General features: G+C 60.8%; 29 protein-coding genes and 1 tRNA gene. 12 read left to right on the top strand and 18 right to left on the bottom strand.

The window, feature by feature from the left end:
• Positions 1-55 precede the first annotated feature (55 nt).
• Together A11A3_RS15650 and A11A3_RS15645 are read right to left on the bottom strand one after the other, a co-directional pair.
• Positions 56-850, bottom strand: coding sequence for a M48 family metallopeptidase (locus A11A3_RS15650; protein ID WP_040297307.1), 795 nt, complete (start codon positions 848-850; stop codon positions 56-58).
• Positions 851-858: 8 nt separating this feature from the next.
• Entirely contained in the window at positions 859-2,520 is a 1,662-nt protein-coding gene (locus A11A3_RS15645; protein ID WP_008930305.1) for an AarF/UbiB family protein, read from the bottom strand.
• A gap of 117 nt (positions 2,521-2,637) precedes the next feature.
• Between A11A3_RS15645 and A11A3_RS15640 the strand changes: the two genes are divergently transcribed.
• The gene (locus A11A3_RS15640) at positions 2,638-2,961 is read left to right on the top strand and encodes an SET domain-containing protein (RefSeq protein ID WP_008930304.1); all 324 of its coding nucleotides are present in this window, start codon (positions 2,638-2,640) and stop codon (positions 2,959-2,961) included.
• A 42-nt stretch (positions 2,962-3,003) separates the two neighbouring features.
• Here the strand turns inward: A11A3_RS15640 and A11A3_RS15635 are convergent, their stop codons facing one another.
• The 3 genes from A11A3_RS15635 to A11A3_RS15625 form a co-directional block, all read right to left on the bottom strand.
• A complete protein-coding gene (locus A11A3_RS15635) occupies positions 3,004-3,720 on the bottom strand; it encodes a pseudouridine synthase (RefSeq protein WP_008930303.1) in 717 nt (238 codons plus the stop codon).
• Positions 3,717-6,095 (bottom strand): endopeptidase La, encoded by a 2,379-nt coding sequence (lon, locus tag A11A3_RS15630; RefSeq protein WP_008930302.1) that lies wholly within the window; start codon positions 6,093-6,095, stop codon positions 3,717-3,719. The genes A11A3_RS15635 and lon overlap by 4 nt, the downstream gene beginning before the upstream one ends.
• A gap of 63 nt (positions 6,096-6,158) precedes the next feature.
• A complete protein-coding gene (locus tag A11A3_RS15625; RefSeq protein ID WP_040297303.1) occupies positions 6,159-6,791 on the bottom strand; it encodes a class I SAM-dependent methyltransferase in 633 nt (210 codons plus the stop codon).
• Between the two features lie 137 nt (positions 6,792-6,928).
• On the opposite strand from A11A3_RS15625, the gene A11A3_RS15620 reads away from it, so the two are divergent.
• Positions 6,929-8,182 (top strand): ABC1 kinase family protein, encoded by a 1,254-nt coding sequence (locus tag A11A3_RS15620; RefSeq protein WP_237738884.1) that lies wholly within the window; start codon positions 6,929-6,931, stop codon positions 8,180-8,182.
• Here A11A3_RS15620 and A11A3_RS15615 read toward each other — a convergent pair.
• The 3 genes from A11A3_RS15615 to rimO form a co-directional block, all read right to left on the bottom strand.
• A complete protein-coding gene (locus A11A3_RS15615; protein WP_040297302.1) occupies positions 8,179-9,129 on the bottom strand; it encodes an alpha/beta fold hydrolase in 951 nt (316 codons plus the stop codon). The genes A11A3_RS15620 and A11A3_RS15615 overlap by 4 nt on opposite strands.
• A gap of 77 nt (positions 9,130-9,206) precedes the next feature.
• Positions 9,207-10,049: a DMT family transporter gene (locus tag A11A3_RS15610; protein ID WP_008930298.1), complete on the bottom strand. Its 843-nt coding sequence runs from the start codon at positions 10,047-10,049 to the stop codon at positions 9,207-9,209.
• Positions 10,046-11,374: a 30S ribosomal protein S12 methylthiotransferase RimO gene (rimO, locus tag A11A3_RS15605; protein WP_008930297.1), complete on the bottom strand. Its 1,329-nt coding sequence runs from the start codon at positions 11,372-11,374 to the stop codon at positions 10,046-10,048. The genes A11A3_RS15610 and rimO overlap by 4 nt, the downstream gene beginning before the upstream one ends.
• Positions 11,375-11,503: 129 nt before the next feature.
• Here rimO and A11A3_RS15600 point away from each other — a divergent pair, with 129 nt between their 5' ends.
• Both A11A3_RS15600 and A11A3_RS15595 read left to right on the top strand, forming a co-directional pair.
• Positions 11,504-11,995 (top strand): 2'-5' RNA ligase family protein, encoded by a 492-nt coding sequence (locus A11A3_RS15600; protein WP_162136920.1) that lies wholly within the window; start codon positions 11,504-11,506, stop codon positions 11,993-11,995.
• 55 nt (positions 11,996-12,050) lie between these two features.
• The gene (locus A11A3_RS15595; RefSeq protein WP_008930295.1) at positions 12,051-12,677 is read left to right on the top strand and encodes a YbhB/YbcL family Raf kinase inhibitor-like protein; all 627 of its coding nucleotides are present in this window, start codon (positions 12,051-12,053) and stop codon (positions 12,675-12,677) included.
• 44 nt (positions 12,678-12,721) lie between these two features.
• Here the strand turns inward: A11A3_RS15595 and A11A3_RS15590 are convergent.
• Positions 12,722-12,798 (bottom strand) — tRNA-Pro (locus A11A3_RS15590).
• A gap of 141 nt (positions 12,799-12,939) precedes the next feature.
• Between A11A3_RS15590 and A11A3_RS15585 the strand changes: the two genes are divergently transcribed.
• Positions 12,940-14,061 carry a methyltransferase gene (locus A11A3_RS15585; protein ID WP_008930294.1) on the top strand — a complete coding sequence of 374 codons (1,122 nt, stop codon included), beginning with the start codon at positions 12,940-12,942 and terminating at the stop codon, positions 14,059-14,061.
• Positions 14,062-14,102: 41 nt separating this feature from the next.
• Here the strand turns inward: A11A3_RS15585 and mtnC are convergent, their stop codons facing one another.
• The 5 genes from mtnC to A11A3_RS15560 all read right to left on the bottom strand — a co-directional run bounded on the left by mtnC (position 14,103) and on the right by A11A3_RS15560 (position 17,568).
• Positions 14,103-14,783, bottom strand: a complete 681-nt coding sequence (gene mtnC, locus A11A3_RS15580; RefSeq protein ID WP_008930293.1) for an acireductone synthase — start codon at positions 14,781-14,783, stop codon at positions 14,103-14,105.
• Positions 14,784-14,895: 112 nt separating this feature from the next.
• The gene (locus tag A11A3_RS15575) at positions 14,896-15,438 is read right to left on the bottom strand and encodes a 1,2-dihydroxy-3-keto-5-methylthiopentene dioxygenase (protein ID WP_008930292.1); all 543 of its coding nucleotides are present in this window, start codon (positions 15,436-15,438) and stop codon (positions 14,896-14,898) included.
• Positions 15,439-15,443: 5 nt separating this feature from the next.
• Positions 15,444-16,079 (bottom strand): methylthioribulose 1-phosphate dehydratase, encoded by a 636-nt coding sequence (locus A11A3_RS15570; RefSeq protein WP_008930291.1) that lies wholly within the window; start codon positions 16,077-16,079, stop codon positions 15,444-15,446.
• Positions 16,080-16,091: 12 nt separating this feature from the next.
• Positions 16,092-17,123 carry an S-methyl-5-thioribose-1-phosphate isomerase gene (mtnA, locus tag A11A3_RS15565; protein WP_008930290.1) on the bottom strand — a complete coding sequence of 344 codons (1,032 nt, stop codon included), beginning with the start codon at positions 17,121-17,123 and terminating at the stop codon, positions 16,092-16,094.
• Entirely contained in the window at positions 17,113-17,568 is a 456-nt protein-coding gene (locus A11A3_RS15560; RefSeq protein WP_008930289.1) for a PGPGW domain-containing protein, read from the bottom strand. Before A11A3_RS15560 ends, mtnA begins: the two co-directional genes overlap by 11 nt.
• Between A11A3_RS15560 and A11A3_RS15555 the strand changes: the two genes are divergently transcribed.
• Together A11A3_RS15555 and A11A3_RS15550 are read left to right on the top strand one after the other, a co-directional pair.
• Positions 17,556-17,987, top strand: a complete 432-nt coding sequence (locus A11A3_RS15555) for a PA4575 family protein (protein ID WP_162136919.1) — start codon at positions 17,556-17,558, stop codon at positions 17,985-17,987. The two genes, A11A3_RS15560 and A11A3_RS15555, sit on opposite strands and share 13 nt — an antisense overlap.
• A complete protein-coding gene (locus A11A3_RS15550) occupies positions 17,966-18,430 on the top strand; it encodes a DUF2489 domain-containing protein (protein ID WP_040297301.1) in 465 nt (154 codons plus the stop codon). Before A11A3_RS15555 ends, A11A3_RS15550 begins: the two co-directional genes overlap by 22 nt.
• Here A11A3_RS15550 and A11A3_RS15545 read toward each other — a convergent pair.
• The gene (locus tag A11A3_RS15545) at positions 18,373-19,131 is read right to left on the bottom strand and encodes a DUF3108 domain-containing protein (RefSeq protein WP_237738883.1); all 759 of its coding nucleotides are present in this window, start codon (positions 19,129-19,131) and stop codon (positions 18,373-18,375) included. The genes A11A3_RS15550 and A11A3_RS15545 overlap by 58 nt on opposite strands.
• A gap of 33 nt (positions 19,132-19,164) precedes the next feature.
• Here A11A3_RS15545 and A11A3_RS15540 point away from each other — a divergent pair, with 33 nt between their 5' ends.
• Both A11A3_RS15540 and A11A3_RS15535 read left to right on the top strand, forming a co-directional pair.
• Positions 19,165-19,908: a hypothetical protein gene (locus A11A3_RS15540; RefSeq protein WP_008930285.1), complete on the top strand. Its 744-nt coding sequence runs from the start codon at positions 19,165-19,167 to the stop codon at positions 19,906-19,908.
• Positions 19,835-20,218 carry a PilZ domain-containing protein gene (locus A11A3_RS15535; RefSeq protein WP_237738882.1) on the top strand — a complete coding sequence of 128 codons (384 nt, stop codon included), beginning with the start codon at positions 19,835-19,837 and terminating at the stop codon, positions 20,216-20,218. Before A11A3_RS15540 ends, A11A3_RS15535 begins: the two co-directional genes overlap by 74 nt.
• A 276-nt stretch (positions 20,219-20,494) precedes the next feature.
• Here A11A3_RS15535 and A11A3_RS15530 read toward each other — a convergent pair whose 3' ends face one another.
• Positions 20,495-21,109 carry a hypothetical protein gene (locus A11A3_RS15530; protein ID WP_008930283.1) on the bottom strand — a complete coding sequence of 205 codons (615 nt, stop codon included), beginning with the start codon at positions 21,107-21,109 and terminating at the stop codon, positions 20,495-20,497.
• A gap of 212 nt (positions 21,110-21,321) precedes the next feature.
• Between A11A3_RS15530 and A11A3_RS15525 the strand changes: the two genes are divergently transcribed.
• Positions 21,322-22,236 (top strand): 5'-nucleotidase, encoded by a 915-nt coding sequence (locus A11A3_RS15525; protein ID WP_008930282.1) that lies wholly within the window; start codon positions 21,322-21,324, stop codon positions 22,234-22,236.
• Positions 22,237-22,500: 264 nt separating this feature from the next.
• Here the strand turns inward: A11A3_RS15525 and A11A3_RS15520 are convergent, their stop codons facing one another.
• Complete coding sequence (locus A11A3_RS15520) at positions 22,501-23,295, bottom strand: sulfite exporter TauE/SafE family protein (protein WP_008930281.1); 795 nt, start codon at positions 23,293-23,295, stop codon at positions 22,501-22,503.
• Between the two features lie 131 nt (positions 23,296-23,426).
• Here A11A3_RS15520 and cysB point away from each other — a divergent pair, with 131 nt between their 5' ends.
• On the top strand, positions 23,427-24,401 hold the full coding sequence (gene cysB / locus A11A3_RS15515; protein WP_008930280.1) for an HTH-type transcriptional regulator CysB: 975 nt from the start codon (positions 23,427-23,429) through the stop codon (positions 24,399-24,401).
• Between the two features lie 198 nt (positions 24,402-24,599).
• Positions 24,600-25,217 carry a bifunctional phosphoserine phosphatase/homoserine phosphotransferase ThrH gene (gene thrH, locus A11A3_RS15510; RefSeq protein ID WP_008930279.1) on the top strand — a complete coding sequence of 206 codons (618 nt, stop codon included), beginning with the start codon at positions 24,600-24,602 and terminating at the stop codon, positions 25,215-25,217.
• Between the two features lie 113 nt (positions 25,218-25,330).
• On the opposite strand, the gene A11A3_RS17585 is transcribed toward thrH, so the two are convergent.
• A complete protein-coding gene (locus A11A3_RS17585; RefSeq protein ID WP_008930278.1) occupies positions 25,331-25,792 on the bottom strand; it encodes an REP-associated tyrosine transposase in 462 nt (153 codons plus the stop codon).
• Positions 25,793-25,925 lie beyond the last annotated feature (133 nt).

Raw genomic sequence — 25,925 nt, 5'->3', positions numbered from 1 at the left:
ATTTGCACCGCTTAAGTGAACAGCATTACGGCCCAGCCGGGCTTTTTTGTGTCTGTCAGCCCGTGCTGCACTGGGGCGAGCGGCCGGATGCCCGGGCCTGCTGATAAAGTGGCTCCACCTCCGACATGCGAGCCTTCAGGCCACTGATGCGAGTGCTGTTGGAAGGGTGCGTGGACATGAACTCCGGCGGTTCCTGGCCGTTGGCGGCGCTCATGTTCTGCCACAGGTTAATGGCCTGGTGCGGGTCGAAGCCGGCCTTGGCCATTAATTGAAGACCGATGATATCGGCTTCGGCTTCATGCTTGCGGCTAAAGGGCAGGGTAATGCCATACTGGGTGCCCACGCCAAGGGCGGCAAACAGCCCCTGCTTGAGGGCGCTGTCCTGGCCGGTGACGGCGGACAGCAGTTGCATGCCGCTCTGGGTGGCGTATTGCAGCGACATGCGCTCATTGGAGTGGTGGGCCAGTACATGGCCCACCTCATGGCCGAGCACGGCGGCCAGCTGGTCCTGGGTCCTGGCCACTTTCAGCAGGCCGGTATTGACGCCGATCTTGCCGCCGGGCAGGGCAAAGGCGTTGGCGCTGTCATCCTGGAACAGGTTCACCTCCCAGGTCTGCTTTTCATCCAGTACCGAGGTGATGGCATTGGCGACACAGCGAACATAGCGGGTTTCCTGCGCATTGTTGCTGACCGGTTTTTCCTGCTTCATCTGGTCATAGGCAGCAACGCCCATCTCGTCCATCTGGTCCTCGGGCATCAGCAGAAACTGCTGGCGTCCCAGGGGCGATGTGGCACAGGCGCTGAGTACGACGACCAGCAGGCCATAAACGAGAAGCTTCGGTGACGACATGATGGCGGTTACTCCCATTCGCGAAGATGACGGCGTGATACCAGCATGAGCCAGCCGGCCCAGCCGGCACTGCCCAGAAAGATGATAAGCCCGAAAACGGAAATGCCCCACAGTGTTGGAGGCACCCGTCCGCTCAGTAGCAGGGCGCCGGCGAGTGTACCGGCTGACACCAGCAGTGTCTGCACCAGCCGGTACTGGCCCTTTTCCAGTCGAGTGACCATGCGCTCCAGATGGCGGGGATCCAGGTGGGGATCGTTGCCGGCGGGCTGGCCGGCAGGTGGCGGTGGGGCATAAACCCGGTCGACCATATCCAGTGCCCGCAAACTCAGGCTACGGGCCAGGCGGGTGGGGGAATAGCGACTGCGGATCATGCGCTTGATCAGTGGCTCGGCCTCGGTCATCAGGTCGAAGTCCGGGTTGAGCATGCGACCGAAGCCCTCCAGGGTAATCAGTGCCTTGATCAGCAGGGCAATGTCACTGGGCAGAATCAGATTGTGATTGCGCACCAGCGCGGTGATGTCATTAAGCAGGGCAGGAATATTCAGTTCCGCCAGGGAGACCCCGTGATACTGGCTTATCACGTCCTCCACATCGGCAACCAGCTGATCCAGTTTTACCGGTTGCCCCTCGGCCCAGTGTGTCAGCACGGCGGCGCCCTGTTCGGCGTCACGGAACACGGTGGCCTTGATGATCTGCAGTATCTGTTCACGGCGGCTGTTACTGAGCTTACCGACCATGCCGAAATCGAGCATGGCAATGCGATTGCCAGGCTGGATGATGAAGTTGCCCGGGTGTGGATCGGCATGGAAGAAGCCATCCTCCAGCGCCATTTTCCAGGCCACCATGGCACCGCGGCGGGCCACCAGCTTACGGTCAATGCCGGCCTGGTCCAGCTGCTCCAGGGCTCTGGCCGGCATGCCGTCCACCCGCTGCTGAACCTGCAGGGTGCTGCTGGAATAGTCCCAGTACACCTTGGGCACGGTCAGCCATTTGAGTGAGCGCAGGTTCTTGCGAATGCGATCGGCGTTGCGAGCCTCCACGGTGAAATCCAGCTCACGCATCAATGAGCGGCGAAATTCACGAACCAGCTCCACCGGTCGGTAGCGACGCAGGTCCACGGAGTTGTCCGAGGCCAGCTTGGCCAGTTGATCCAGCAAACGCAGGTCCGAATCGATCTTGTCCCGGATGCCGGGCTTTTGAACTTTGAGTACCACCTTTTCGCCACGGCGGGTCAGGGCGCCATGCACCTGGCCGATGGAGGCCACTCCCAGTGGCTGCTCGTCAATGCGGGCAAAGACCGCCTCCACCGGTTTACCCAGGGCCTCTTCAATCAGTGGTCGGATATCGGGGTAGGGAACCGGTTGTGCCTGATCCTGCAGCTTTTCAAATTCCGCGATCCAGTCCATGGGGAAAAGATCCACCCGCGTTGCCAGGATCTGACCGAGCTTGACGAAGGTGGGCCCCATTTCCTCCATGGCATGACGCAGCCGTTCCGCGGTGCCCATGCGCAGCAGGTCCGGGCGCATGGAGCTGCGTACCAGCTTGCCGGCCTGTTCCACCGGCGCGGCCAGACCCAGACGGCGAATCACATCTGCAAAACCGTATTTGAAAAGAATGGTGGCCAGCTCGTTCATGCGCAGCAGGTCTTTCCCGGTATGCAGGATGTTCACAATCGCCTCTCCATGGGTCTTTGACAGCGTCACCGGGAGACATGCTGTCATGCGGCTGTGACGCTTTTCTGGCAAGATGCCATGGCGTTAATCATAACTTCAAGCGGTGCAATAAACATGGAAAAGCCCTACTTGCGCAGCGATCTGCTGGAGGTCAAGCAAAGTCCTGTCCATGGCCGGGGGCTGTTTGCCCGCGAGGCCATCTGTGAAGGCACCGAGTTGGGTATCTGCAAGACCAAGGTGGCCAAGGGCACGGGGCCCTACGTACTGTGGATCGACGATGAAGGCCTGGAGCGCTACCGGGTACTTTGCGATCTGCGTTATATCAACCACGGCAAGTCACCGAATGTGGCCTACTACGATGATCTCAGTGTGGTGGCGCTAAGGGATATTCCCGCCGGCCAAGAGCTGCTGCATGACTACGGTGAAGAATGGGATTAGCGCGCCTTTGGCGGTCAGGGCGGCCCGAGTGCGATGCCCCTTTCAGAATGGGCAGGGGGCGCTAAATTCACTCCACAGGCCGGTAGTGGGGTGATTGAAGCCCAGCCTTTCGGCATGCAACAGCAGCCGCGGGCTTAGCGCTTCGATCTCCGCTGGCGCGTACATATCGCAGCCAATGATGGGGTGACCGAGTTCGCGACAGTGAATGCGCAGTTGGTGGCTGCGCCCGGTGACCGGGCTCAGTTGCAGCCGGGTACGCTGGCGATGGTGATCGCGTTCCAGTACCCGGTAGCGGGTCAGGGCGGTCTTGCCGGTATCGTGGCAGACTTTCTGCAGCGGCCGGTTGGGCCAGTCGGCAATCAGCGGCAGGTCGATCTCACCTTCATCCCGGGCAACGATGCCATGCACCATGGCCTGATAGTGCTTTTTTACCGTGCGTTGCTGGAACAGGCGGCTGAGCTGACTCTGAGCACCCGCATTGAGGGCAAAGACCATGATGCCGGAGGTATCCAGATCGAGGCGGTGCACCAGACGCACATCCGCAAAGCGTGCCCGTAATCGGTGAAAGGCACAGTCCTGATTCTCCGGTGCCCGGCCAGGCACGCTCAGCAGGTAGGCCGGTTTGTGGATCAGCACAATATTCGCATCGCGATAAAGCGTACCCACCCGTTCATGGCAGGTGGGTACGATGTAGTAACCCTGTTCACCGATGTGCCCCCGGGTTAGCGGATCGATACGATAGCCTTCCGGCGAGCTCATCCATCGCCCCAGATAATGCGATGCACATCCCGGTATTGCCGCGCGAAGTGCACCGTCATGCCCTCCTTGAGATAACCGGGCAGTTCATCAAAATCCCGGCGACAGGCGTCCGGCAAGATCACTTCGCGAATGCCCACCCGCCGGGCGGCGATGATCTTTTCGCGAATGCCGCCCACCGCCAGCACCTGGCCGGTGAGGGTCAGTTCGCCGGTCATGGCCAGCTTGCGTGGCAGCCGTTTGTTCATGGCCAGCGACAGGAGCGCGGTGGCCATGGTGACGCCGGCACTGGGCCCGTCTTTGGGGGTGGCGCCTTCCGGGACATGCAGATGAATGAAGGCCTCATCCAGCCGCGTCTCATCCTGGCCATAGTCTTTCAGGTGGGCGGCCACATAGCTGTAGGCAATTTCCGCCGACTCCTTCATGACATCGCCCAGCTGCCCGGTGAGCTTGAAGCCGCGCTGCTTGCTGTGGATCTGGTTGGCTTCAATGGACAGGGTGGCGCCGCCCATGGCCGTCCACGCCAGGCCGGTGACCACACCCACTCCGCGTTGGGTTTTTTCGGTCTGGAAGTAGGGTTGACCGAGAAAATCGCTGAGATTCTTGCCGGAAATGTTGAGCCGCTTTTCACCGGCCAGCAGTTTCACCGCTGCCTTGCGAATGATCTTGTTGAGTTGCTTTTCCAGATTGCGCACGCCGGCTTCACGGGCATAGCCCTCGATGACCTGACGCAGGGCACTGTCGCTGATACGCAGCTGCGACGCCTTGACGCCGGCCCGCTCCAGCGCCCGCGGCCAAAGGTGCTGCCTGGCAATAGTGACTTTTTCCTCGGTGATATAGCCGGACAGTCGAATGGTTTCCATACGATCCAGCAGGGGGCTGGGAATGCTGTCCAGGGTGTTGGCCGTACAGACAAACAACACATGGCTCAGGTCCAGGCGTTCATCCAGATAATGGTCGAGAAAATCCTGGTTCTGTTCCGGGTCCAGCACTTCCAGCAACGCGGAGGCCGGGTCACCCTGGAAGGACTGGCCGAGCTTGTCGATCTCGTCGAGCATGATCACCGGGTTGGCGGTGCCGGATTCCTTGAGGGCCTGCACCAGCTTGCCGGGCATGGCGCCGATATAGGTGCGGCGGTGGCCCTTGATTTCCGCTTCGTCGCGCATGCCGCCAAGGCTGAAGCGGTAGAAACGGCGCCCCAGGGCGTCGGCGATGGATTTGCCGATACTGGTCTTGCCCACACCGGGCGGGCCCACCAGCAGAATGATGGAGCCCTTGACCTCGCCCCGCATGGCGCCCACGGCGAGAAACTCGATGATGCGATCTTTTACGTCATCCAGCCCGCTGTGGTGGGCCTCCAGTACCTGCCTGCCATGCTTGAGATCCAGATTGTCATCGGAATACTGCCCCCAGGGCACGCTGGTCAGCCAGTCCAGATAGTTACGCGTGACGCCGTATTCCGGGGAGCCGGTTTCCAGCACGGACAGCTTCTGCAATTCGTCATCGAAACGTTTTTGCACTGACTCCGGTGGTGCCAGGGCGGCCATGCGTTCGCGGAATTCCTCCGCCTCGGCGGTCTTGTCGTCCTTGCTCAGGCCCAGTTCCCGCTGAATGATCTTGAGTTGCTCACGCAGGAAGAATTCCCGCTGATGCTTGCTGACCTTCTCGTTGACTTCCTCGGAGATCTGGCTTTGCAGACGGGCGACTTCCAGCTCTTTTTTCACCAGCGTCAGCACTTTTTCCATGCGCGGTTTGAGCGGCACGGTTTCGAGAATATGCTGCAGTTCTTCGCCGCTGGCGCTGGTCAGTGCCGCGGCGAAATCGGTCAGGGGCGAGGGCTCGCTGGGAGAAAAATTCTGCAGATAATGGCGCAGCCCCTCGTTGTATAACGGGTTGAGGGGCAGCAGTTCCTTGATGGTATTGATGATGGCCATGCCGAAGGCGCGCACGGTTTCATCCGCTTCCTGGCTCGGCTTTGGATAGGCGACCTCGGCCATGAACGGGCGCTTGCGGTTGAGGTAGCCGTTGATACGAAAACGTGCCAGCCCCTGGGCCACCAGCTGAAATTGACCGTTCTCTTCGTTGACCGCATGCACCTTGACCAGGCAACCGTATTCCGGGAAGTCATCCACACTGACCTCGTCGGGGTTGCGATCCCCCACATAAACCAGGCCCAGGGCGTGGTGGGGGGTCTGGCTGACCCTTTCCAGAGTCTGTTCCCATTGTTCCTTGTTGAGCATTACCGGTTGCACCAGGCCCGGCATGAAGGGGCGGTGACGGACCGGGATCAGGTAGATTCGCTGGGGCTGGATCTGGTCGGGCAGGGCCAGGGTGCCATGGCCGGTGGGTTGGGTAGCATTCTGCGTATCGTCGGTCATAGAGGCATTCCACAATCAACAACTGTGTTAATACGTCCTGATATGGTGGCCGTCAAAGGAAAATCAATTGTCGATAATCAGCAAATCCGCGCTGATGGCCTTGGGCGTTTTGCTGCGGCGCTCCACCACGCGGGCGTTCATGTGTGCCTGGCAGCGTTCCGCCAGTTCATAGAACGGCGAGCGACCCGGATCGGCGATAATGACCTGCTTGACGCCACTGCGCAGGGCGCGGCGGATCAGGTTGTAAAGCACCGGTGTCAACTCATCCCAGAAGCAGATATCGGCGCCGGTGATCAGATCCACATCGGCCAGTCTGGCTTGGGTCAGTTTTTCGAACCGGGCCTGGAGCGTTTCCACCTGTACCTTGTTTACCTGGGCATGCAATTGCAGGTAGGGAAACACGTCCTCATCCGCATCCACCGCGGTGACGCGGCAACCGAACCGTTTGGCGGCGAAAATGCCAAGCGGCCCCCAGCCACAGCCGATATCCATCATGTGCCAGTCTGAGGGGACTTTCTGGCGGGTGAGCTGGTCCATGATCAGGAAGCTGGAATTCCAGACCTTGTTGCCGTGAATGGAAGGAACGTGGTTGGCGCGCTTGAGGCGGCGAATTTCGCGATGGCCGGAACGCAACAGGGTAATGCCCCGTGTGCGAATGGTATGCGGCTCTCCGGGGCGTATAACGGTCGATGACATAATGATTCACATCCGGGAAAGATTTGAACACTACGGATATGTGGGTAGTGATTCAACTGTCCGACAGCCTTGGCATAATAAAAGGCTTTGCATAGATAGAATCATGATGGCGTTGCCATACAGATGTGGGGGATCGATTGGCCAGAAGCAGTCTGCTGAAACAGGGAAGCGCCGGCTTGGCGGGGCTGGCCGCCGGCCGTACCCGCTATCTGCGAGCCATGGCGGCGGCCGGCCGCCTGGCCGCCCTGTATGCGCGCCATTATCGTGATCCTGATGCGGTGCATGCCCGCGGTGCCGATATGCTGGCCCGGATGTGCCGGCAGAACGGGGCCACCTGGGTAAAGGCGGCGCAGTTTTTCAGCTGCCGCCCGGATGTGTTGCCCGCTGACTATATTCTCGCTTTTCAGACATTGCAGAACGATGCCCAGCCGGTGCCGTTTCATCGTATCGAGCATGCTCTGAAGAAAGCCTGGGGGGCGGACTGGCGCGACCAGCTCCGGCATATCGACAGTGAACCGGTGGCGGTGGCCTCCATTGCCCAGGTGCACCGCGCGACGCTGGCGGACGGTCGTCAGGTCGCCATCAAGGTGCGACTGCCCGGCGTCAAACGGCTTTTTGAGCAGGATGAAAAAGTATTCGAGGCCATGGCGTCACTGCTGGCCCCGCTGGTCAGGGAGTTTGATCTGCGCCAGGCGGTTCAGCAGCTGTTGCAGATGACGGCCACGGAGCTGGACATGCGCAACGAAGCCAGCAACATGCAGCGCTTTGCCCGCCTGCAGCACCATCCGCGTATTCGGGTTCCCGAGTTGGTCAAGTCGCTGAGCGGCGAGCGGGTACTGGTGACCGGCTGGGAAGAGGGCGAGCGACTGCGGCCCTACCTGGACGCACACCCGGAGCAGGCCCAGGAACTGCTGACGCTGCTGCTGACCAGTTACCTGCAGCAGGTAACCCGTTTCGGGGTTTACCAGGCGGACCCTCACCCGGGTAACTTTCTGGTCAATCGGGACGGCCAGGTGGTGATTCTCGATTACGGCGCCATCGGCATCCTGTCACCGGACGAGGTACGTCGCTATTCGCGTCTGCTCTATGGCCTGATGGGGTTCGAGGGCGACGTGGATATTGGCGAACTGTTCGTGCAGGCCGGGTTCAAGGGAGGCAGTCCGGACACGCTCCGGGAGCTGGCGCTTTATGTGCTGACCGACCGGCTTAATCAGCAGGGTCCCATGGCGGCCATGGCCAACCTGATGGACCGCTTCCGGGAAAGCCGTATCAGCATTCCGGATTCCTACATCGGTATTTCGCGGGTGTTGATCACACTGGGGGGCTTTCTGATGACCTACCAGGTGCCCTTTGACTGGACGCCGCCGGAGCGGCGCCCGGCCAGGCCCTAGCCGGCACTGGCCTCACGCCAGAATACACGGAAGGCGTCGGCTGTCTTCTGCGGGGCTTCGGCCATGGGCACGTGGCCAATGCCGTCCAGCACCACCGAACGGGCCTGGGGCAGCTCGGCGGTAAACGCCTTGACGTTGCTCAGGTCCAGCAGCCGGTCCTGTCGGCCCCACAACACCAGGGTCGGCACCTTCATTTTTTCCAGCTTGCCGGTGTCTTCCAGGGACATGCCGGGGTCATCGTGCAGGTCCTTCCAGATTTTTTCTGCCACCGGGGCATTGGCGGCTTTCATGTTGCCCATCACCTCGACAAAGAAGTCAGGCAGGTAGGGCGGATCTTCCATAGCCCACTTGAGTGTGGTGCGGAATTCTTCCGGCGAGTGGGGGATCAGCGGGTTGCTGTCACTGGTGGCCAGCAGATTAGTAAAAGCCGGTGTTTGTCGGGTCAGGCCGGCGGAATCAATCAGGCCCATGGACAACACGCGCTGGGACGCCTGTTGCTCCACGGCCAGGCTGATGGCGCCGCCCATGGAGTTGCCGGCCACGTGAAAGCGGTCAATGCCCAGTTTGTCCATCAGGGTCAGTAGTCGGCGGGCCTGGGCCGCGCTGCGGTAATCCAGGTCCAGGCTGCGGGTGCTCTCGCCATGGCCGGGCAGGTCGGGGATCACGAAGTAGTAGTCACCTTCCAGCTCATTGGCGAAACGGACCCAGTTACTGGAATCCGCGCCAAAGCCGTGAACCAGCAAGACGGCCGGTTTTTGCTGATGGGCGTTACTGACCAGAACATGCCACTGGATGCCATCATCGGTGGTCAGGGTTTCCGGGTGCAGGCCGGCGCGTTCCTGTTCGGCGGCCACGGCGGCATTGAAAGCCCACTGGGCCAGGTTGTCGCAACCGGCAAGCATCATGCTGCTGATCAGCAGCGATACGTAGAGCAATGATTTAGCCATGGAAGATCCTTTTCTTTATTGTGCACGCGAAGATAGCGGTTACCGCCATCACCGCCCAGCTTCCTGCTGGGCCAAAATCAGCGGCGCAGGTTCCAGACGCCGGCGCAGATGATCAGCAAGGTCCCCAGCAGGGTGGTCAGCACCAGGGTTTCGCCCCAGAACAGCCAGCCCAGCAGCGCGGCCCAGACTACCGAGGAGTAATTGTAAACGCCAACCTGCCCGGGGCTGGCAATCTGGTAAGCGGTGGTCATGGCAAATTGACCGCCGGTGGCCACCAGGCCGATGGCGATCAGCCACAGGTAATCGGTGCCTTCCGGCAGGTCATGGCTCCAGGCCAGCGGGATGGCGGCGAACAGGGTGGCAAACAGGGCGAAATAGAAGACCACGCGCTGGGCCGGTTCCGTGGCGGCCATGCGCCGGATGCTGACCTTGGCAACGCTCATGATGGCGGCGCCGGCCAGGGCCACCCACATGACCGGGTCCACCGGACCGCTACCCGCACGCATGATAATGGCCACGCCCACAAAGCCGACGATGATGGCAAACCAGGTGCGTGGGCCGATGCGTTCAGTGAGCCACAGCCAGCCCACCAGTGGTAGAAAGAACGGCACCGTCATTTTTACCAGCACCGCTTCCGCCAGGGCAATGTGACCGATGGTGTAGAAGAAACAGAACATGGCGGTCACGCCGGTAAAGGCGCGGATCATGTGCAGATGGATGTATTGCGTGCGCAATTGCCCCAGGCCGCCGCGACTGATCAGTAGCGGCAGCAGGAACATCAGGCCGAACAGGTTACGGGCAAATACGATCACCTCGGTATCCAGATGATCGGATAAATACTTGATCATGGCGGCCATCACCGCCAGCAGGCCCTCGCCGAGAATCAGCAGCAGGGCCCCTTTGACAGGTTGGTCATTCACTGGGCGAGGGTGCCCCAGAGGTCGTGCTCGTCGGCGTGCTCGATATTGACCTTGAGGCGCTGGCCGGGCTGCAGGGCGGTTTCGCCGTTCAGGTAGACCAGACCATCGATTTCCGGGGCATCCGCCCGGGAGCGGGCGATGGCGCCTTCCTCGTCCACTTCATCCACCAGCACTTCCAGGGTCTGGCCGATTTTCTTCTGCAACTTGGCGGCGCTGATACGGGCCTGCACGTTCATGAAGCGTTCACGACGCTCTTCGGCCAGCTCCGGGTCCACCGGGTTGGGCAGGTCGTTGGCCGATGCGCCTTCCACCGGGGAGTAGGTGAAGCAGCCGACCCGGTCCAGCTGGGCTTCTTCCAGCCAGTCCAGCAGCAGCTCGAAGTCCGCATCGGTCTCGCCGGGGAAGCCGGTGATAAAGGTGCTGCGCAGGGTGATGTCTGGGCAGATTTCGCGCCAGCGGCGGATGCGCTCCAGGGTGTTTTCCGCGTGGGCCGGGCGCTTCATGGCCTTGAGCACAGTGTGGCTGGCATGCTGGAAGGGAATATCCAGGTAGGGAAGGATATGCCCCTCGGCCATCATCGGGATAATGTCGTCCACGTGCGGGTAGGGGTAGACGTAGTGCAGGCGTACCCAGGCACCCAGCTGACCCAGCGCCTGGCACAGCTCCAGCATGCGGGTCTTGACCGGCATGCCCTGCCAGAAACCGGTCTGGTATTTGCGGTCCACACCGTAGGCGCTGGTGTCCTGGCTGATGACCAGCAGCTCCTGAACGCCGGCCTTGACCAGCCGTTCCGCCTCATCCAGCACGTCGCCCACCGGCCGTGAGTCCAGCTTGCCACGCATGCTGGGAATGATGCAGAAGCTGCACTTGTGGTTGCAGCCTTCGGAAATCTTCAGGTAGGCATAGTGACGCGGTGTCAGCTTGATGCCCTGGGGCGGCACCAGGTCCAGAAAGGGGTCGTGATTCTGGCTGGGCGGCACCACCTGGTGGACGGCATTGACCACTTGCTCGTACTGCTGCGGCCCGGTCACCGCCAGCACCGACGGGTGTACCTGGCGGATGGTGTCTTCCTCCACGCCCATGCAGCCGGTGACGATTACCTTGCCGTTTTCGTTAAGGGCTTCGCCAATGGCATCCAGGGATTCCGCCTTGGCATCGTCGATGAAGCCACAGGTGTTGACCACCACCACATCCGCATCGTCATAGCTGGGGCTGACTTCATAGCCTTCGGTGCGCAGCTGGGTGAGAATGCGTTCGGAGTCTACCAGCGCCTTGGGGCAACCCAGGCTCACGAAACCGACTTTACCGGACACTTTATCGGACATGGTGTTCACCTCGAGATGGAGCCTCTGCCCATGGTCGGGCAGGGTGCAAAGAGGGCGGCAATTCTACCGATGTCGGCGCCCGTAGGCCATGCACGCAGGTCGGAAAAGCGGGGGAGTATGCGTTGTTTTGTGGCAATTCCTGTCAGCGGTGAGCTGGCTCAACGCTGTCAGGCCCTCAGTGAGGGCCTGCCCGGCGCGGTGCCGGTGCCGAATCTGCATCTAACGCTGGCGTTCCTGGGCAATATTAATGGGCAGCGCCGGGATGCCATTGATGAATGGTTGCAGGCAGTCACCGGTGAGCATGGCCCCTTTGTGCTGCCCTTGACCCGCTGTGAACCGTTTCCGGGCTCGCGGGGGCCGTTTCTGGCATTGACCCCCGGCTCGCCACCGGCGCCGCTGCTCCACTTGTATCAGGCACTGTTGCCGGGGCTGCCCGAGGCCGACATCCGGCGCCCGTACCGTCCCCATGTCACCCTGGCCAGGCCCGGTCAAGGATTGCCAGTAAAGACCGGTCAGTGGACATTGACGGTGGACCGACTATGTCTGTATCACAGTCAGACGCGGCCCAAGGGGCCTCCGCTTTACCAGCCTCTCGCCACTTACCCGCTTGAGCCCCTTTAAATGCGAGATCCGGGCCCCATGGGGTAATGAGCGTACTTACTAACAGGAGTCGAGCATGCAGTTAACCAGCGACAGTCTCACCGATGGCGCGCCCATTCCCGAGGCGTTCGCCTTTGCGGTGATCGACCCGGACAACCATGTGGCGTTGTCTGCCAACCGCAATCCGCAACTGGCCTGGCAGGGCGTCCCTGAGGGCACACGCTCCTTTGCGGTCATCTGCCATGACCCGGACGTGCCCAGTGCCGGGGACGATGTCAATCAGCCAGACCGGGAAGTGCCGGAGAGCCTGCCACGGGTGGATTTCTATCACTGGAGCCTGTTCAACATCCCCGCCAGTCAGACGCACATTGCCGCTGGCAGTCATGCGGACGGCATTACCCCACGGGGCAAGAGCGGACCGGATGCGGGTAATGGTTTGTGCCACGGTCTCAATGACTACACCGGCTGGTTTGCTGGTGATGCCGATATGGAAGGGCAGTACTTCGGTTATGACGGCCCTTGCCCGCCATGGAACGACAGCATCGTCCACCATTACATCTTCACGGTGTATGCGCTGGACGTGGACAAGCTGGAGGTGGGTGATGATCTGAGCGGGGCGGCGATCGTCAAGGCCATGCAGGGGCATGTGCTGGACCAGGCCAGTCTCACCACCACCTATACGCTTAATCCGCGGTTGGCTTGAAGACCGGGCATAAAAAAGGCCGCGAAACGCGGCCTTTTTTAATTTGGTCGGAATAGCAGGATTCGAACCTGCGACCCCTACGTCCCGAACGTAGTGCTCTACCAGGCTGAGCTATATTCCGGATCTTGTGCTGGCGCATTCTAGCAGCGAATTTTCAAAATACCATACCTAAATGCGCGCTAACGAACCGGTTGCGCATATTCTGGCCAATCGGCCCATTGCCGGGCAGAATGCGCTCCCTGTTGATCACGGGTGAGCTTCCATGACCGAACTGACGCATCCCTGGGGGACTCTGACGCTGAAGCGCTGGCCGCGCCGCCGTCAGGAGCCGCTACAGGCCTGGGACAATGCCGATCGCTACCTGCTCGATACCCTGGCCGAGCGGGGCCGCGGTGAGGCGACCCTGGTGGTCAACGATCAGCAGGGTGCCCTGTGGCTGGCCGCTTCGCAACGGGGGCAGGCACAAAGCCTGGGGGATTCCTGGCTGGCGCGCCGGGCGGCCCTGGCCAATGCGGCGGATAACGCGCTGAGCGTGGATGAAGCCGACTGGCTGTGGCCCGGCGAGACGCCGCGCCTGCCGGATCAGGTGCTGCTGCGGGTACCCAAGGAGCTGGCCCTGCTGGAACAGCAGCTTGCGCAGCTTTGTGCTGTTTTGCCTTCGGGGACGCCCCTGTGGCTGGCCGGCATGGACAAGCATCTGCCCCGTCAGCTGGTGCCGGTGATGCAGCGTTATCTGGGTAACGGCCGGGCAGAGCTGGGCTGGAAGAAGGCGAGGCTGTTCAGTGCAGAGGCACCGGGTAAGCCGTTGCAGGCGAGCCCTTATCCCACCCGGGTCAAGGCTGGAGACTGGCAGCTGACGGTCCATGCCGGGGTGTTCGCCCAGCAGCAACTGGATATCGGTGCCCGCCTGTTCATGGCCCATCTGCCGCGCAACCTGCCGGATGGCAGTCGTATTGCCGACCTGGGCTGTGGCAATGGCGTCATTGGCATGACAGCCATGGCGCAGAATCCCCACGCCACCGTGACCTTCTGTGACGAGTCCTGGTTGGCCCTGAAAAGTGCCCGGGACAACGTGGCGCGCTATTTCCCGGACCGACAGTGTCACTTTCACCTGGGCGATGGCCTGGCCGGCCTGACCGAGCCGTTTGATGTCATCCTGCTCAACCCGCCGTTCCATCAGGGCCATGTGGTCGGTGACCAGGTGGCCCGCCGGCTGTTCCGGCAGGCCCGGCAGGCCCTGGGGCCGGGGGGCGAATTACGGGTGATCGGCAATCGTCATCTGGGTTACCACAAGCTGCTGGCGGGCCTGTTCGATAAGGTCACGCGGTTGGGCGGTGACCGCAAGTTCGTGGTCTGGCAATGTCGGGGTCTGGCCGGCGATTAGACGCGACGATTTCTCACCCGATCGCACCGCGCCTGTGCGGGTCAGCCGGGCAGGGTGATCTCGTTAAAATCGGTGACCACCGTATGTTTACTGGGGCCCTGACTGCCCTCGCGATCCAGGCGGATGGTGTGCAGGCCCGCCGTAGCGGCCGCATCCAGTTCCGCTTCCACATCTGACAGAAACAGTAACTGTTGCGCCGGCAGACCGATGGCCTGCTGGATATTGAGGTAACTATGACTGTCCTGTTTGTGGCCGCTGGTGGTGTCGAAGTAGCCACTGAACAGACCGGTGAGGTCGCCGGCATCGCTGAAGCCGAAGAACAGTTTCTGGGCGGCAATGGAGCCGGAGGAATAGACGTACAGGGCCAGGCCCTGGTCATGCCACTGGCGCAGGCAATTGGCGGTGTCCGGGTAGAGGTGGGCAGTGTACTCACCCTGACGATACCCCTTGGCCCAGATCATGCCCTGCAGGGCCTTCAGCGGCGTGGCCTTGCGATCCTCGGCAATCCATTTCAGGAACAGGTCGCTGGCCTGCTGTGCACTGCCCAGCGACGTTCCGCTTTCCTGCGCGGCAGCCTTTACCTGTGCCTGCACGGTCTCATCGTTCCAGTGCGCTTGCAGAAAATCGGGCAACGCGTTGGCCGCATAGGGAAACAGTACGTCCTTGACGAAGGAAATGCTGCTGGTGGTGCCTTCGATGTCGGTGAGGATGGCCTTGATCATGGAGTATCCGGAGCGAGTGAGAGGTGTGTAGGAGCGTGCTTGCACGCGAAGGGTGACGGGTTCGCGTGCAAGCAGGCTCCTGCATTAAGACACGAGAAATGGCACAACAGAATCAGTCCAGCCGGTTGAAGTGGCTGGCAATGTCGCTGCCGGTGAAATTGGCCACCCAGCCATCCGGGTTGTTGAACAGGCGTATGGCCACGAAACGCGGGTTGGCGCCCATATCGAACCAGTGCGGCGTGTTGGCCGGCACACTGATCAGGTCGCCCTTGGTGCAGAGCACTTCGTAGACCTTGTCGTCGATATGCAGGGTAAACAGCCCCTGGCCTTCCACGAAGAACCGTACCTCGTCCTCGCTGTGACGGTGCTCTTCGAGAAACTTCTGGCGGAAGGCGGCCTTTTCCGGGTGATCCGGTACCATGCTGACCACATCCACGCTCTGGTAGCCCTCCGCGGCGATCAGGCGGTCGATGTCGGCCCGGTAGGCGGCAATGACCTCCTCCTGCTGAGGGTGCTCTGACAGGCTCTGCCCGGCCTGCCATTGTTCATAGCGAATGCCGGCCCGGGCCAGCACCTGGGCCATGGCGGCCTTGTCAGTCAGGTGCTCAAGCGGCTGTTGCGGGGCATTGTCGGCAAAGACTTTCAGTTCACTCATGTCGCTTACACTCCACTCAGGCGGCGCCGATCCAGTTCGATGGCCAGCAGGGTTTCCAGCGCCTCCAGTTGACGATAACAGGCCGCCAGGTCGCTGGCCCAGGTGTAAAGGCCGTGGCCACGAATCAGGTACGCATGGCTGATGCGCCCGTCCGCCATGGCGGTGTCCACCTGGTCGGCCAGGCTGGCGATATCCTGGGTGTTCTCGAACACCGGAAGGGTCAGTCGACTGTCATGGGTGGTGATCCCTTCCAGTGCCTTGAGCAATTCGTAGCCTTCCAGCGACAGGCTGTTGGCGGGCCAGTGCATGGTCAGCACCGTGCTCGCATGGCTGTGGGTATGCAGCACGGCGCCCACCTGTGCCTGTCGGCGATAGAGTTGGGTGTGTAGCAGGGTCTCCGCGGAGGGTTTGCCCTCGGTGGCCGGCTGACCGGCCATGTCCACCACCATGATGTCGCCTTCATTCAGCAAGCCCTTGTCCTTGCCAGAGCAGGTGACCGCAGCATAGTCCTCGTTCAGGCGCTGGGAGTAATTGCTGCTGGTGGCCGGCGACCAGCCGTTGGCATAGATGCGTCGGCCAGTGGCGGCCAGGCCACGGGCGGCTTCGCGAAAGGCGCTGGTGGAAAAGGGACGTTGGCTCATGGGTGTCTCCCGTCAGACAGAGGCCAGGTGGGCGGCGATGCGTTCACAATCCGGGTTTTCGATCACCCCACGTTCGGTCACGATGGCGGTAATCAATGCTGCCGGGGTCACGTCAAAGGCCGGGTTATAGGCCGGGCAGCCCGCCGGTGCCACGGCCTTGCCCTGAATACTGCGCACTTCGGCGCCATCGCGCTCTTCGATCTCGATCAGGCTGCCATTGTCCAGCGCCGGGTCCAGCGTGGACAGCGGTGCGGCGACAATAAACGGCAGGCCATGGTGGCGAGCCAGCACGGCCAGATTGTAGGTGCCGATCTTGTTGGCGGTGTCGCCGTTGGCGGTAATGCGATCCGCACCGACCACCACCGCCTGGACCTTGCCCTGTTGCATCATCAGGCCGGCGGCGCTGTCGGCCACCAGGGTCACCGGGATGTTGTCGTTCAACAATTCCCAGCTGGTCAAACGGGCCCCTTGCAGCCAGGGACGGGTCTCGCCGGCTACCACACCACGAATACGGCCCTGCTGCCAGGCGCTGCGCACAATACCGAGCGCAGTACCGTGCCCGCCGGTGGCCAGGGCGCCGGTATTACAGTGGGTGTAGACAACACTGTCCTGCGGCAACAGGGCGGCGCCGAGTTCGCCCATGCGCTGATTGGCGGCCAGGTCTTCCCGGTGAATGGCTTCGGCATCGGCGTTCAGCGCCTCCACCAGGGCCGTGCCGGTCAGTGTGCCGGCCACGCGCTCCAGGCGCTCCAGCGCCCAGAACAGGTTGACGGCAGTGGGGCGGCTGGCGGCCAGGGTGGCGATGGCATTTTTTAGCGAAGCCAGGCTGACGTTATCGCCCTGGTTGGCCGCCTCCATGGCGAGCCCGTAGGCGGCGGTGATGCCGATGGCGGGGGCGCCGCGCACCACCATGTCGCGAATGGCGTCGGCGGCCGAGCGGGCATCGCTAATGGTCAGCCAGCGGCTCTCGTGGGGCAGGGCCCGCTGATCCAGCAGCGCCAGCCGGTCGCCGGACCAGCGGATGGCAGCACTTTCAATCGGCATCGGATGTTTCTCCTTGCCGGCCACCGGGGTAATCAAGCGGTGGCCGGTTGTATTTGCGACGAATCCAGTTGGCGGCTCGGTAGACGCCGGGGCGGCGCATAATAGCGCGTTCCAGGCGGTATTTCCCCGGAAAGGTGCTGGTCATGATGGCAATCAGGATGGTCAGCAAACCCTGGCCCGGCAACACCAGCATCAACAGGCCGGCCACCAGCAACACTATCGCCAGAATGTTACGCGCAAACCAGACGACCCAGGCCAGCAAGGCACGTTCTTCACGGGGCTGATAATCCACACTGAAGTAATCCTGGGGCATACGCACCAGCAACCAGGGAATGGCTATGAACGAGGCCAGGGCCATGACAATGCCGCTGATGGTGAGTGCTGGCAGCCAGGGTTCCAGTTGCCGGGCAATGGGCTCCAGCCAGGGGGGTAATGAAAGATCCAAGTATGTCTCCGCAGGACAGGGCTCATTACCCTGTGTTCATCCTTGCCGCGTACAATGCGGTTATGGATATGGATTTTCAATCATTCCGTCAGCTTCAACCAGCGGCCAGTGCTGAACGCATAGAGCTGCATATTCTCAGTCTCGAGAAAGACTGCTGGTATTTGCTTTGTGTGGCAGGTACTGACAGGGTAGAGCGCCATCATTGTCAGGGCCCGCTGGTCAGCCGGGCGCTGGCGCGGGCCCAGGCAGCCAGGGTGGCATCCGCACTGCTGCAACGCGGCTTCCAGCAGGAAACCGCTGGCGCGCACTGGCAACTGGATGCCTGGCGGTTGCGTCGAATGTTGCTGGAGCGTCGTGCCGGCAACCATGTTAATTGCATGTTTGAGGAGGACCAGGTATGGCCTTGGCCGGGCAAATAGTGATTGCCGCCCTGATCGGGCTGGTCATTGGAGGCATGCTGGGTTGGTGGCTGGTGAAGCGGCATGAGCGTCAACGGCTGGCCACTCAGCGGGGCGAGCAGCTGGGGGCAATTCTCGACAGCCTGGAGGTATTGTGCCGTGCGCTGGCCCAGGAGCAGGTGGAATCCAGTGAAGCGGTCATCCGCATGAGTGTATTGCTGGATAGCCTGCCGGACACCATTGCGCCCAAGGTGGATCTGGCGGCGATCCATCAACTGGCAGAGCAATGCCAGCAGTTTGACCGCGGTGACGTGCGCAAGTCTTTGACACCTCGCCAGCGCCATCGCCAGGATCAGCAGCGCTGGACCCTTGAAGATGAACAAAAAGAGGTGGTGCTGCAGGCCACTCAGCGCCTGGCCGAGGTGATTCCCTCCTGGCGCTCCGGGCTGGGGCTGTCCAGATAACGAAAGTCGGTCATTTCAATTCGCCCGCGAATGAAGGGATTTTCCTGGTGGTCCATACGGACCATGAAATAATCCAGTTCCCGGGCGGCCCAGAAGCGTGAGCGCCGGCCGCCCTCCGGGTAGTCCCGCTCCAGGCCCGCCACATGCCAGTTGCCCGCCGGCGTTTCCAGCTCACGGGTGCCCAGTGTCTGATACTGGTACGTGGTCAAACCTTCCGCCTCGGCCACCGGGTAGGAAAAACTCTCGTCCCCCCGGGCCATCTTGCAGCGTGCCATCATGGCAATCCCCAGGGCATCGGTCACCGCTTCAGGCAGGGAGTAATTGCCTTCACTGCCGATGGCCAGGTGTTGCTGCCAGTCGAAGCGGATATCGCCCTGGCGTTCGATGCCGAAACCGCTGCTGGCATGTTGGTAGTGCATCGGCAGGGCGTAGCAGTTGCGCCACTGGAACTGGCTGATTTCCTCGTGGCGAAAGAGCTTGTTGTCGATAAGGAAGCGCAGTTGGTAATGATCTTGCACGGCTTCAAGACGGATGGTGGCTTTCAGCCCCACGGGGATGCCGTTGACGACCACACGATACTGCGCCTCGGCCGGTCTGAGTGTCTGCGGGAAGGCGCCGTCCGCCAGAACTGACTGGCACGCCAGCAAGATCAGGCTCGCCAGCAGCCGTATGAACAATGTTGATGCAGTATGATCCGTCACAGCCCGTTCCGTCAGACATTCAGGCGCTGAAGTATGAAGCAAAATACCCTGTACGTCGCCTTCGAGGCCCCGGCCACTCTTTCCCAGGCGATGGATCGTTTTCAGGCGGTGATCACCGCTGAGCCCGAGACCAGTCACGTAAAGGAACTGGCGGCGATTATCGATCCCTTTATTGATACGGCCATGAAGGTGTTTTTTCGCGGTCCTCTGGATGCGGCCGGCCATCATGGTCGGGGGGCCGCACTGGTCTTCAGTGCCATGAAGGTGATACACCGGGCGGCCACGTCCCTGACCGGTAGGCTGGTGAAGAACACCACGGTGGAAGAGCAGCATGCGCTGGCGGCCTACTTTGAGACGCTGCGAGTGTATCAGGGAGACGCGCAGTGGGTGGTTTATCCACTGGATCCTGCCATGGCAGAGAAAGCCTCCCTGGTGTTTCGGGCTTTCACCGGCAGTGATGAGGAGCTGCCCGTTGTTCTCGAGGTCATGCACGCCATCAATGACGGCGCAGTGACCTATTTCATGGACAATATTACTGCTTGCCTGAAACTCGGGCGGATAAATAGGGGATTGGTGGCAGCGGCTCGTGTTACAGTATGTAAAGCGGCTGCCTCTGCCACAGATCGGGGCTTGCCGGCCATGGAGGCCGACGCCCGGCGTGCAGTCGGGGACTATTTCGATAACCTGATAAGACATGTGACCAATGAGCGAGAGCACGGAAGCGCGCGGCGCCAATCGTCGCAAGATGGCACGCATCAGCACCCAGATTCGGGTTGATATCTATCGTCTGGGCCTGCTGGGCAACTGGCGTTATCTCACCTGCGCCAAGGCACTGGACTACAACCGCTATGGTATTGGCCTGGTGGCCGCAGTAAAGCTGTCGGCGGGCACCGACGTGCAGCTGGATCTGCATTGCCCGGGCATGATCCTGCGCGGGGTGTCGGCCCAGGTGGTCAGTTGCCAGCGGGCCGGGCAGGGCTATCGTCTTGGCCTGAGAACCTATGACACGCTGCGGGACCTGGTAGGCGACAGCAATCATCAGATTCGCTACCTGGCCGGCATGGAGGCCATGTTGCCGGCTCTCTAGCCGTAGTTGGAGGGTCGGCAGAATAAAAAAGCGAGCCAGAGGCCTAATGCTGTTCACTTAAGCGGTGCAGATCTGGCTCAACCCTTTCAGGCAGGTCCCCTCTCCCCTTGCGGGAGAGGGACAGGGAGAGGGTGGGGCTCAATGACTTACCATTGATCTGGCTGTCACGTCCCCCTCTCCCCAACCCCTCTCCCGCAAGGGGAGAGGGGCTTAAAAGCTTAAGTGAACAGCATTAAGCCAGAGGCTCGCTTTTTTGTGTCCCTTGGGGGCGCTGTATCAGCTGCCGGTACCGGGGGACGCGGCGGCCTTCTTGGCCGGGGCTTTCTTGCGAGCCGCGGCCTTTTTCTTGGTGGCGGCTTTCTTTTTGGGCGCGGCGGCTTTCTTGGCGACAGCCTTCTTCTTGGGGGCAGCGGCCTTCTTCTTTGCGGCAGCCTTTTTCTTGGGAGCCGCTTTTTTTGCCGGGCTTACCTTGCGTTCGATTTCCTTGGCGCGCTTTTCCAGGTCCTTCTCGTACTGGCCGATGACACGGGCCAGGCTGTGGGCCTGTTTGGCGGTCGCCTTGAGGACTTTGACTTCGGTCTCCAGCCAGCGCTTGCGAGCCTCGGATTCATCCACTTGCTTGAGGGCATCGTCGGCTGCCTTGCGGGCACGCTCAACCTGACGCTTGACGGTACTGGTGGCCTTGTCGCGATACTCGGCCTGGAGTTTTTCCAGTTTGTTCAGGTAGTCGCGACGGCGGTCCATTTCCTGGCGGACCCGGTCGCGGGCTTTCTCGAGTTGCTTTTCCAGTTGGGCAATTTGCTTTTCACGTTCCTTGTCGAAACGCTCAGCGAGCTTGCGTATTTGTGCCTGCAGCTCTTCGACGGTGTCTTTAACCTTGTTTGCGGCCATGGATGACTTCCTTTCCCCTTGGGTTTATTCGGTGACGCCGAAGCATCACAACCGGACTCACTCTTCCTGCAGCAACTTTATGCCACAACGCTGATACGAACAACAGCAGGCTGTCCACAGGCTGATGCAGATCAGTATTGCAAGAAGGGTGCCGTTGCGATTTTAACGGGCAGGCCGGATACTGCCGTGAAGTCTGTCAGGCGGGAATCACTATGCCGGTTACTTTTGATGGCAAGCTGGTGGTAGCGATCAGCTCCAGGGCGCTGTTCAATCTTGGCGATAGTCATCGTGTCTATATGGAGGAAGGGCTGGAAGCCTTTCAGGACTACCAGATAGAGCACGAGGACGATGTACTGTCACCGGGGGATGCCTTTCCCCTGGTGCAGAAGCTGCTGGCCATCAATGACCTGGAGGAAGGGCGAGGCCGGGTGGAAGTGATTCTGCTGTCGCGTAACAGCTCCGATACCGGACTTCGCGTGTTCAACTCCATTGAACATTATGGACTGCCGATTATCCGGGCGGCCTTTGCCGGCGGTGCCAGTCCGCACCGCTATGTGTCGGCGTTCGGCGCGCACCTTTTTCTGTCCACGGATGCCGATGATGTGCGTGAAGTGCTCAATGCCGGGTATGCGGCGGCGACCATTCTGTCCGGTGCTCAGCTCCAGCAGCAGGATGATGTGCTGCGCATTGCCTTTGACGGTGATGCAGTGCTGTTCTCAGACGAGTCGGAGCAGATATTTCAGTCCGGTGGGCTGGCCGCCTTTACTGAAAACGAAAAGCGCTCGGCGCGCACCCCGCTCAGCGGGGGGCCCTTCAAGCCTTTCCTGACCGCCTTGCACCAATTGCAGACCAGCTTTGCACCAGAGCGGTGCCCGATTCGTACGGCCCTGGTGACGGCCCGCTCGGCGCCGGCCCATGAGCGTGTGGTGCGTACCCTGCGTGAGTGGAATATCCGTCTGGATGAGAGTTTGTTCCTGGGCGGCTTGCCCAAGGGCGAGTTTCTGCGGGCATTCGGGGCCGATGTGTTCTTCGATGACCAGCAGGGCCACTGCGAATCCGCTTCCGAGCATGTGGCCGCCGGCCATGTCCCCCATGGTATTGCGAACCGCAAAAAACAGGGCGGTTGAGCTAACTGAAAAACTCCCATTACCCCGGACTTGATGCGGGATCTCCCTGCTGGAGACCGCATCACCTCGTAGGTGGAGATGCCGGATCGAGTCCGGCATGACGTTTTTCAGAGGTTCCCTAATGCGGTTTCCCCAAGCTCGGGGTGTCTGTGGGAGCGTGCGTGCATGCGAATAGAGCACTCGAAAATAAAGGCTCCGCGTGCACAAAAACCAAAATCACGACCTGAATGAACCGCATTAGGGCGGTTGAGGTCTGGAGACTACTTACAGTAGTGCGTACTTGACCCCCAGCCCCAGCAACACGGTCACCAGTATGGGATGCATCAGTCGGTCCGGTAGTCGGGTACCCAGATGCGTGCCCAGGTAAATAGCCGGCAGGGAGCCCATCAGCAAGGCCAGCAGCAAGCGCCAGTCCACATGGCCGAGAAACAGGTGGCCCAGGCCGGCAATCAGGGTTAGCGGTACCGCATGGGCCAGGTCGGTTCCCACCACACGCACCGGTTTGAGTCGTGGATAGAGCACCAGTAACAAGGCGGTACCGATGGCGCCGGCCCCCACGGATGACAGGGTAACCAGTACACCAAGCACGATCCCCATTGCTACCGTCCAGCCAAGATCATGGGCCTGCATGGCCGCCAGCCATCCTTGTCCGCTCTGGGCGCTTTGGCGCAGGCGGGTTTTGAATATCAGCACGATGGCAGTGAACATCAGCATCAGGCCCAGGCTGGTGGTCAGCAGGGGGCGATATTGAGCCGCGTTGGTGAAGACGCTGCCCAGCAGCAGGGCCGTGATCAGCGCGGCGGGGAGGCTGCCGGCGGCAAGCCGGCCCACGATCTTCCAGTCCACATTACCGCGACGGGCATGCAGTACCATGCCGGAACTTTTGGTAATGGCGGCATAGAGTAGATCCGTGCCAATGGCGGTTTGTGGCGGGAAGCCAAACAGCAGCAGTAACGGGGTCATCAGCGAGCCGCCGCCGACACCGGTCAGACCGATGGCCAGACCGACCAGACCGCCGGCGGCAATATAAAGCAGCATGTCCGGATGCAGGATACCCATGGCGTTGATGCCCCCGGAAGTGACAGGATGACTTGACGGGGCCACTATAAAGACGGTTATCTATGCTTTGAACGAATAATTACTTATATTTTTATAACCGTGGTTTGGTCGGTGCTGATCAGGAGGCAGGGATGAAACTGCAGCAGTTACGGTATATCTGGGAGGTGGCTCGCCACGATCTCAATGTGTCCGCCACGGCCGCCGCGCTCTTCACTTCACAGCCGGGTATCAGCAAACAGATTCGTATGCTGGAAGATGAGCTGGGGGTGGAAGTCTTTGCCCGTAGTGGCAAGCACCTGACGCACATTACCCCCGCCGGAGAAGCCATCCTCAGCATTGCCGGGGATATACTGCAACGTACCGAGTCGATCCGCCGGGTCGCCCAGGAATACCGCGACGAGGCGCGCGGGGATTTGAGCATTGCCACCACGCATACCCAGGCCCGCTATGCATTGCCCCCGGTGATCAAGGACTTTACCGGCAGTTTCCCGGACGTGTCCCTGCACATGCATCAGGGCACGCCCATGCAGATTTCCGAAATGGCGGCCAATGGTACCGTGGATTTTGCCATTGCCACCGAGGCGCTGGAGCTGTTCTCCGACCTGATCATGATGCCATGCTATCGCTGGAACCGGACCGTGGTGGTGCCGGAGGGGCACCCGCTCACCGAGGTGAAGCCCCTGACCCTGGAGGCCCTGGCAGAGTTTCCGATCGTTACCTACGTGTTCGGCTTTACCGGCCGTAGCAAACTCGATGACGCCTTTGCCGACCGCGGCCTGGAGCCGAAAGTGGTGTTCACCGCCGCGGATGCGGACGTGATCAAGACCTATGTCCGCCTTGGTATGGGCGTTGGCATTATCGCCCACATGGCGGTGGACCCGATTGAGGACAAGGGGCTGGTGGCGCTGGATGCCGGGCATCTGTTCGAGGCCAGCACCACCCGCATCGGTTTTCGCAAGGGCACCTTCATGCGCGGCTTCATGTACGAATTTCTGCAGACCTTTGCCCCCCATCTGACCCGGGAGCTGGTGGATGCGGCCATTGCCGCGCCTAACAAGGACGAACGCGAAGCCCTGTTTGCCGGCATAGAGCTCCCTATTCGCTGAGAGCGGGGATCAGGTTCGCTTGCAAGCAAGCTCCTACTGGTGGCTGCTTTGCCGTTGTGGGAGCTTGCTTGCAAGCGAATGGCGCTTCATGGTGCTCGTGTCAGCCTCACCAATGGAAGTGCCCAGTCTGCCCCAGCATTGCAAAGCGGGCAGGGCGCGGCTACATTGTGCGCGCTCAATCAACCCGAGGGGAATGCTGTGGAACTGCTGTGTCTGGACCTGGAAGGGGTGCTGATCCCGGAAATCTGGATCAATTTCGCCGAGAAGACCGGTATCGAGGAACTCCGGGCCACCACCCGGGATATTCCGGACTACGATGAACTGATGCGCATGCGTCTGCGCATTCTCGACGAGCATGGCTATGGCCTGCCGGACATTCAGGCAGTGATTGATACCCTGGACCCGCTGGACGGCGCCAGGGAGTTCGTTGACTGGGCCCGAGAGCATTTCCAGCTGATCATCCTGTCAGACACCTTCTACGAGTTCGCCAAGCCTCTGATGAAGAAGCTGGGCTGGCCGACCCTGTTCTGCCATCGCCTGGAAGTAGACGAAAACGGCCGTATCACGGACTACAAACTGCGCCAGCAGGACCCCAAGCGCATGTCCATCAAGTCCTTTCACAGCCTGAACTACCATTGTATTGCCGCCGGCGACTCCTATAACGACACCACCATGCTGTCCGAGGCCGAGCAGGGCATCCTCTTCCACGCCCCTGACAACGTCATTGCCGAGTTCCCGCAATTCCCGGCGGTGCACAGCTACGACGATCTGAAAAAGGAAATCGCCAAGGCCAGCCCGCGGTCTATTCCGCTTTAAGACGCTTTTTTGTAGGCGCTTGCTGGCAAGCGAACAGGTTCAGGTTTCGCTTGCCAGCAAGCTCCTAAAAGTCCCCTGACCGTGGGAGCGCGCTTGCGCGCGAAGCCTTTTTGCTACAACCAAACACAATCCCAATGCGGATATTCACGCACGCTTCGGGCAATTCCCGCCCTTAACGGGTTGGCCACAATGTATCGAGCCGCCCCAACCAGGCTTTCCTCCGTTCGCATGGCATGATCATGAAAGCCGGGTTGCCAGACCGGCTCATCGACTCGGGCATCCGCCCTCACGCCCCTTGATACCTGAGCTTTCACACGTTGCACGACTCTGGAAAGGCCCTCTTTGCGGCCAAGCTGAAAGAGCCAGTGCAAATGATCAGGCATTACCACATAGGCGTATGTGTCTGTGAACCGGTAATCGTCGCTATCCCTGATAGCCTGGATGGCAAGTCGTGCATAGGAGAAATGAGAGAAAACATGACGGCGATGCTGAGTGACGACCGTCACCATATACACATTACCCGCACAGCTATGGCGGCCCAGGCGTAAGGCTCTACTATGAAATGCTTTTCCCATTACGCCATGCTGACCCGCCAGGGCCAGGAGCCCAATCAGCCATTGTCCATGTAATCTGTGAGCGCGAAAGCCTGAAACGAGTGAGTCAATGCCAGCTATGCCTGTGGGAGCCTGCTTGCAGGCGAAGGGTTAC

Source organism: Alcanivorax hongdengensis A-11-3, assembly GCF_000300995.1.
Classification (GTDB): Bacteria; Pseudomonadota; Gammaproteobacteria; order Pseudomonadales; family Alcanivoracaceae; genus Alcanivorax; species Alcanivorax hongdengensis.
Note: the sequence above shows the minus strand (reverse complement) of the source record. Positions and strands in the feature narration are given on the sequence as shown.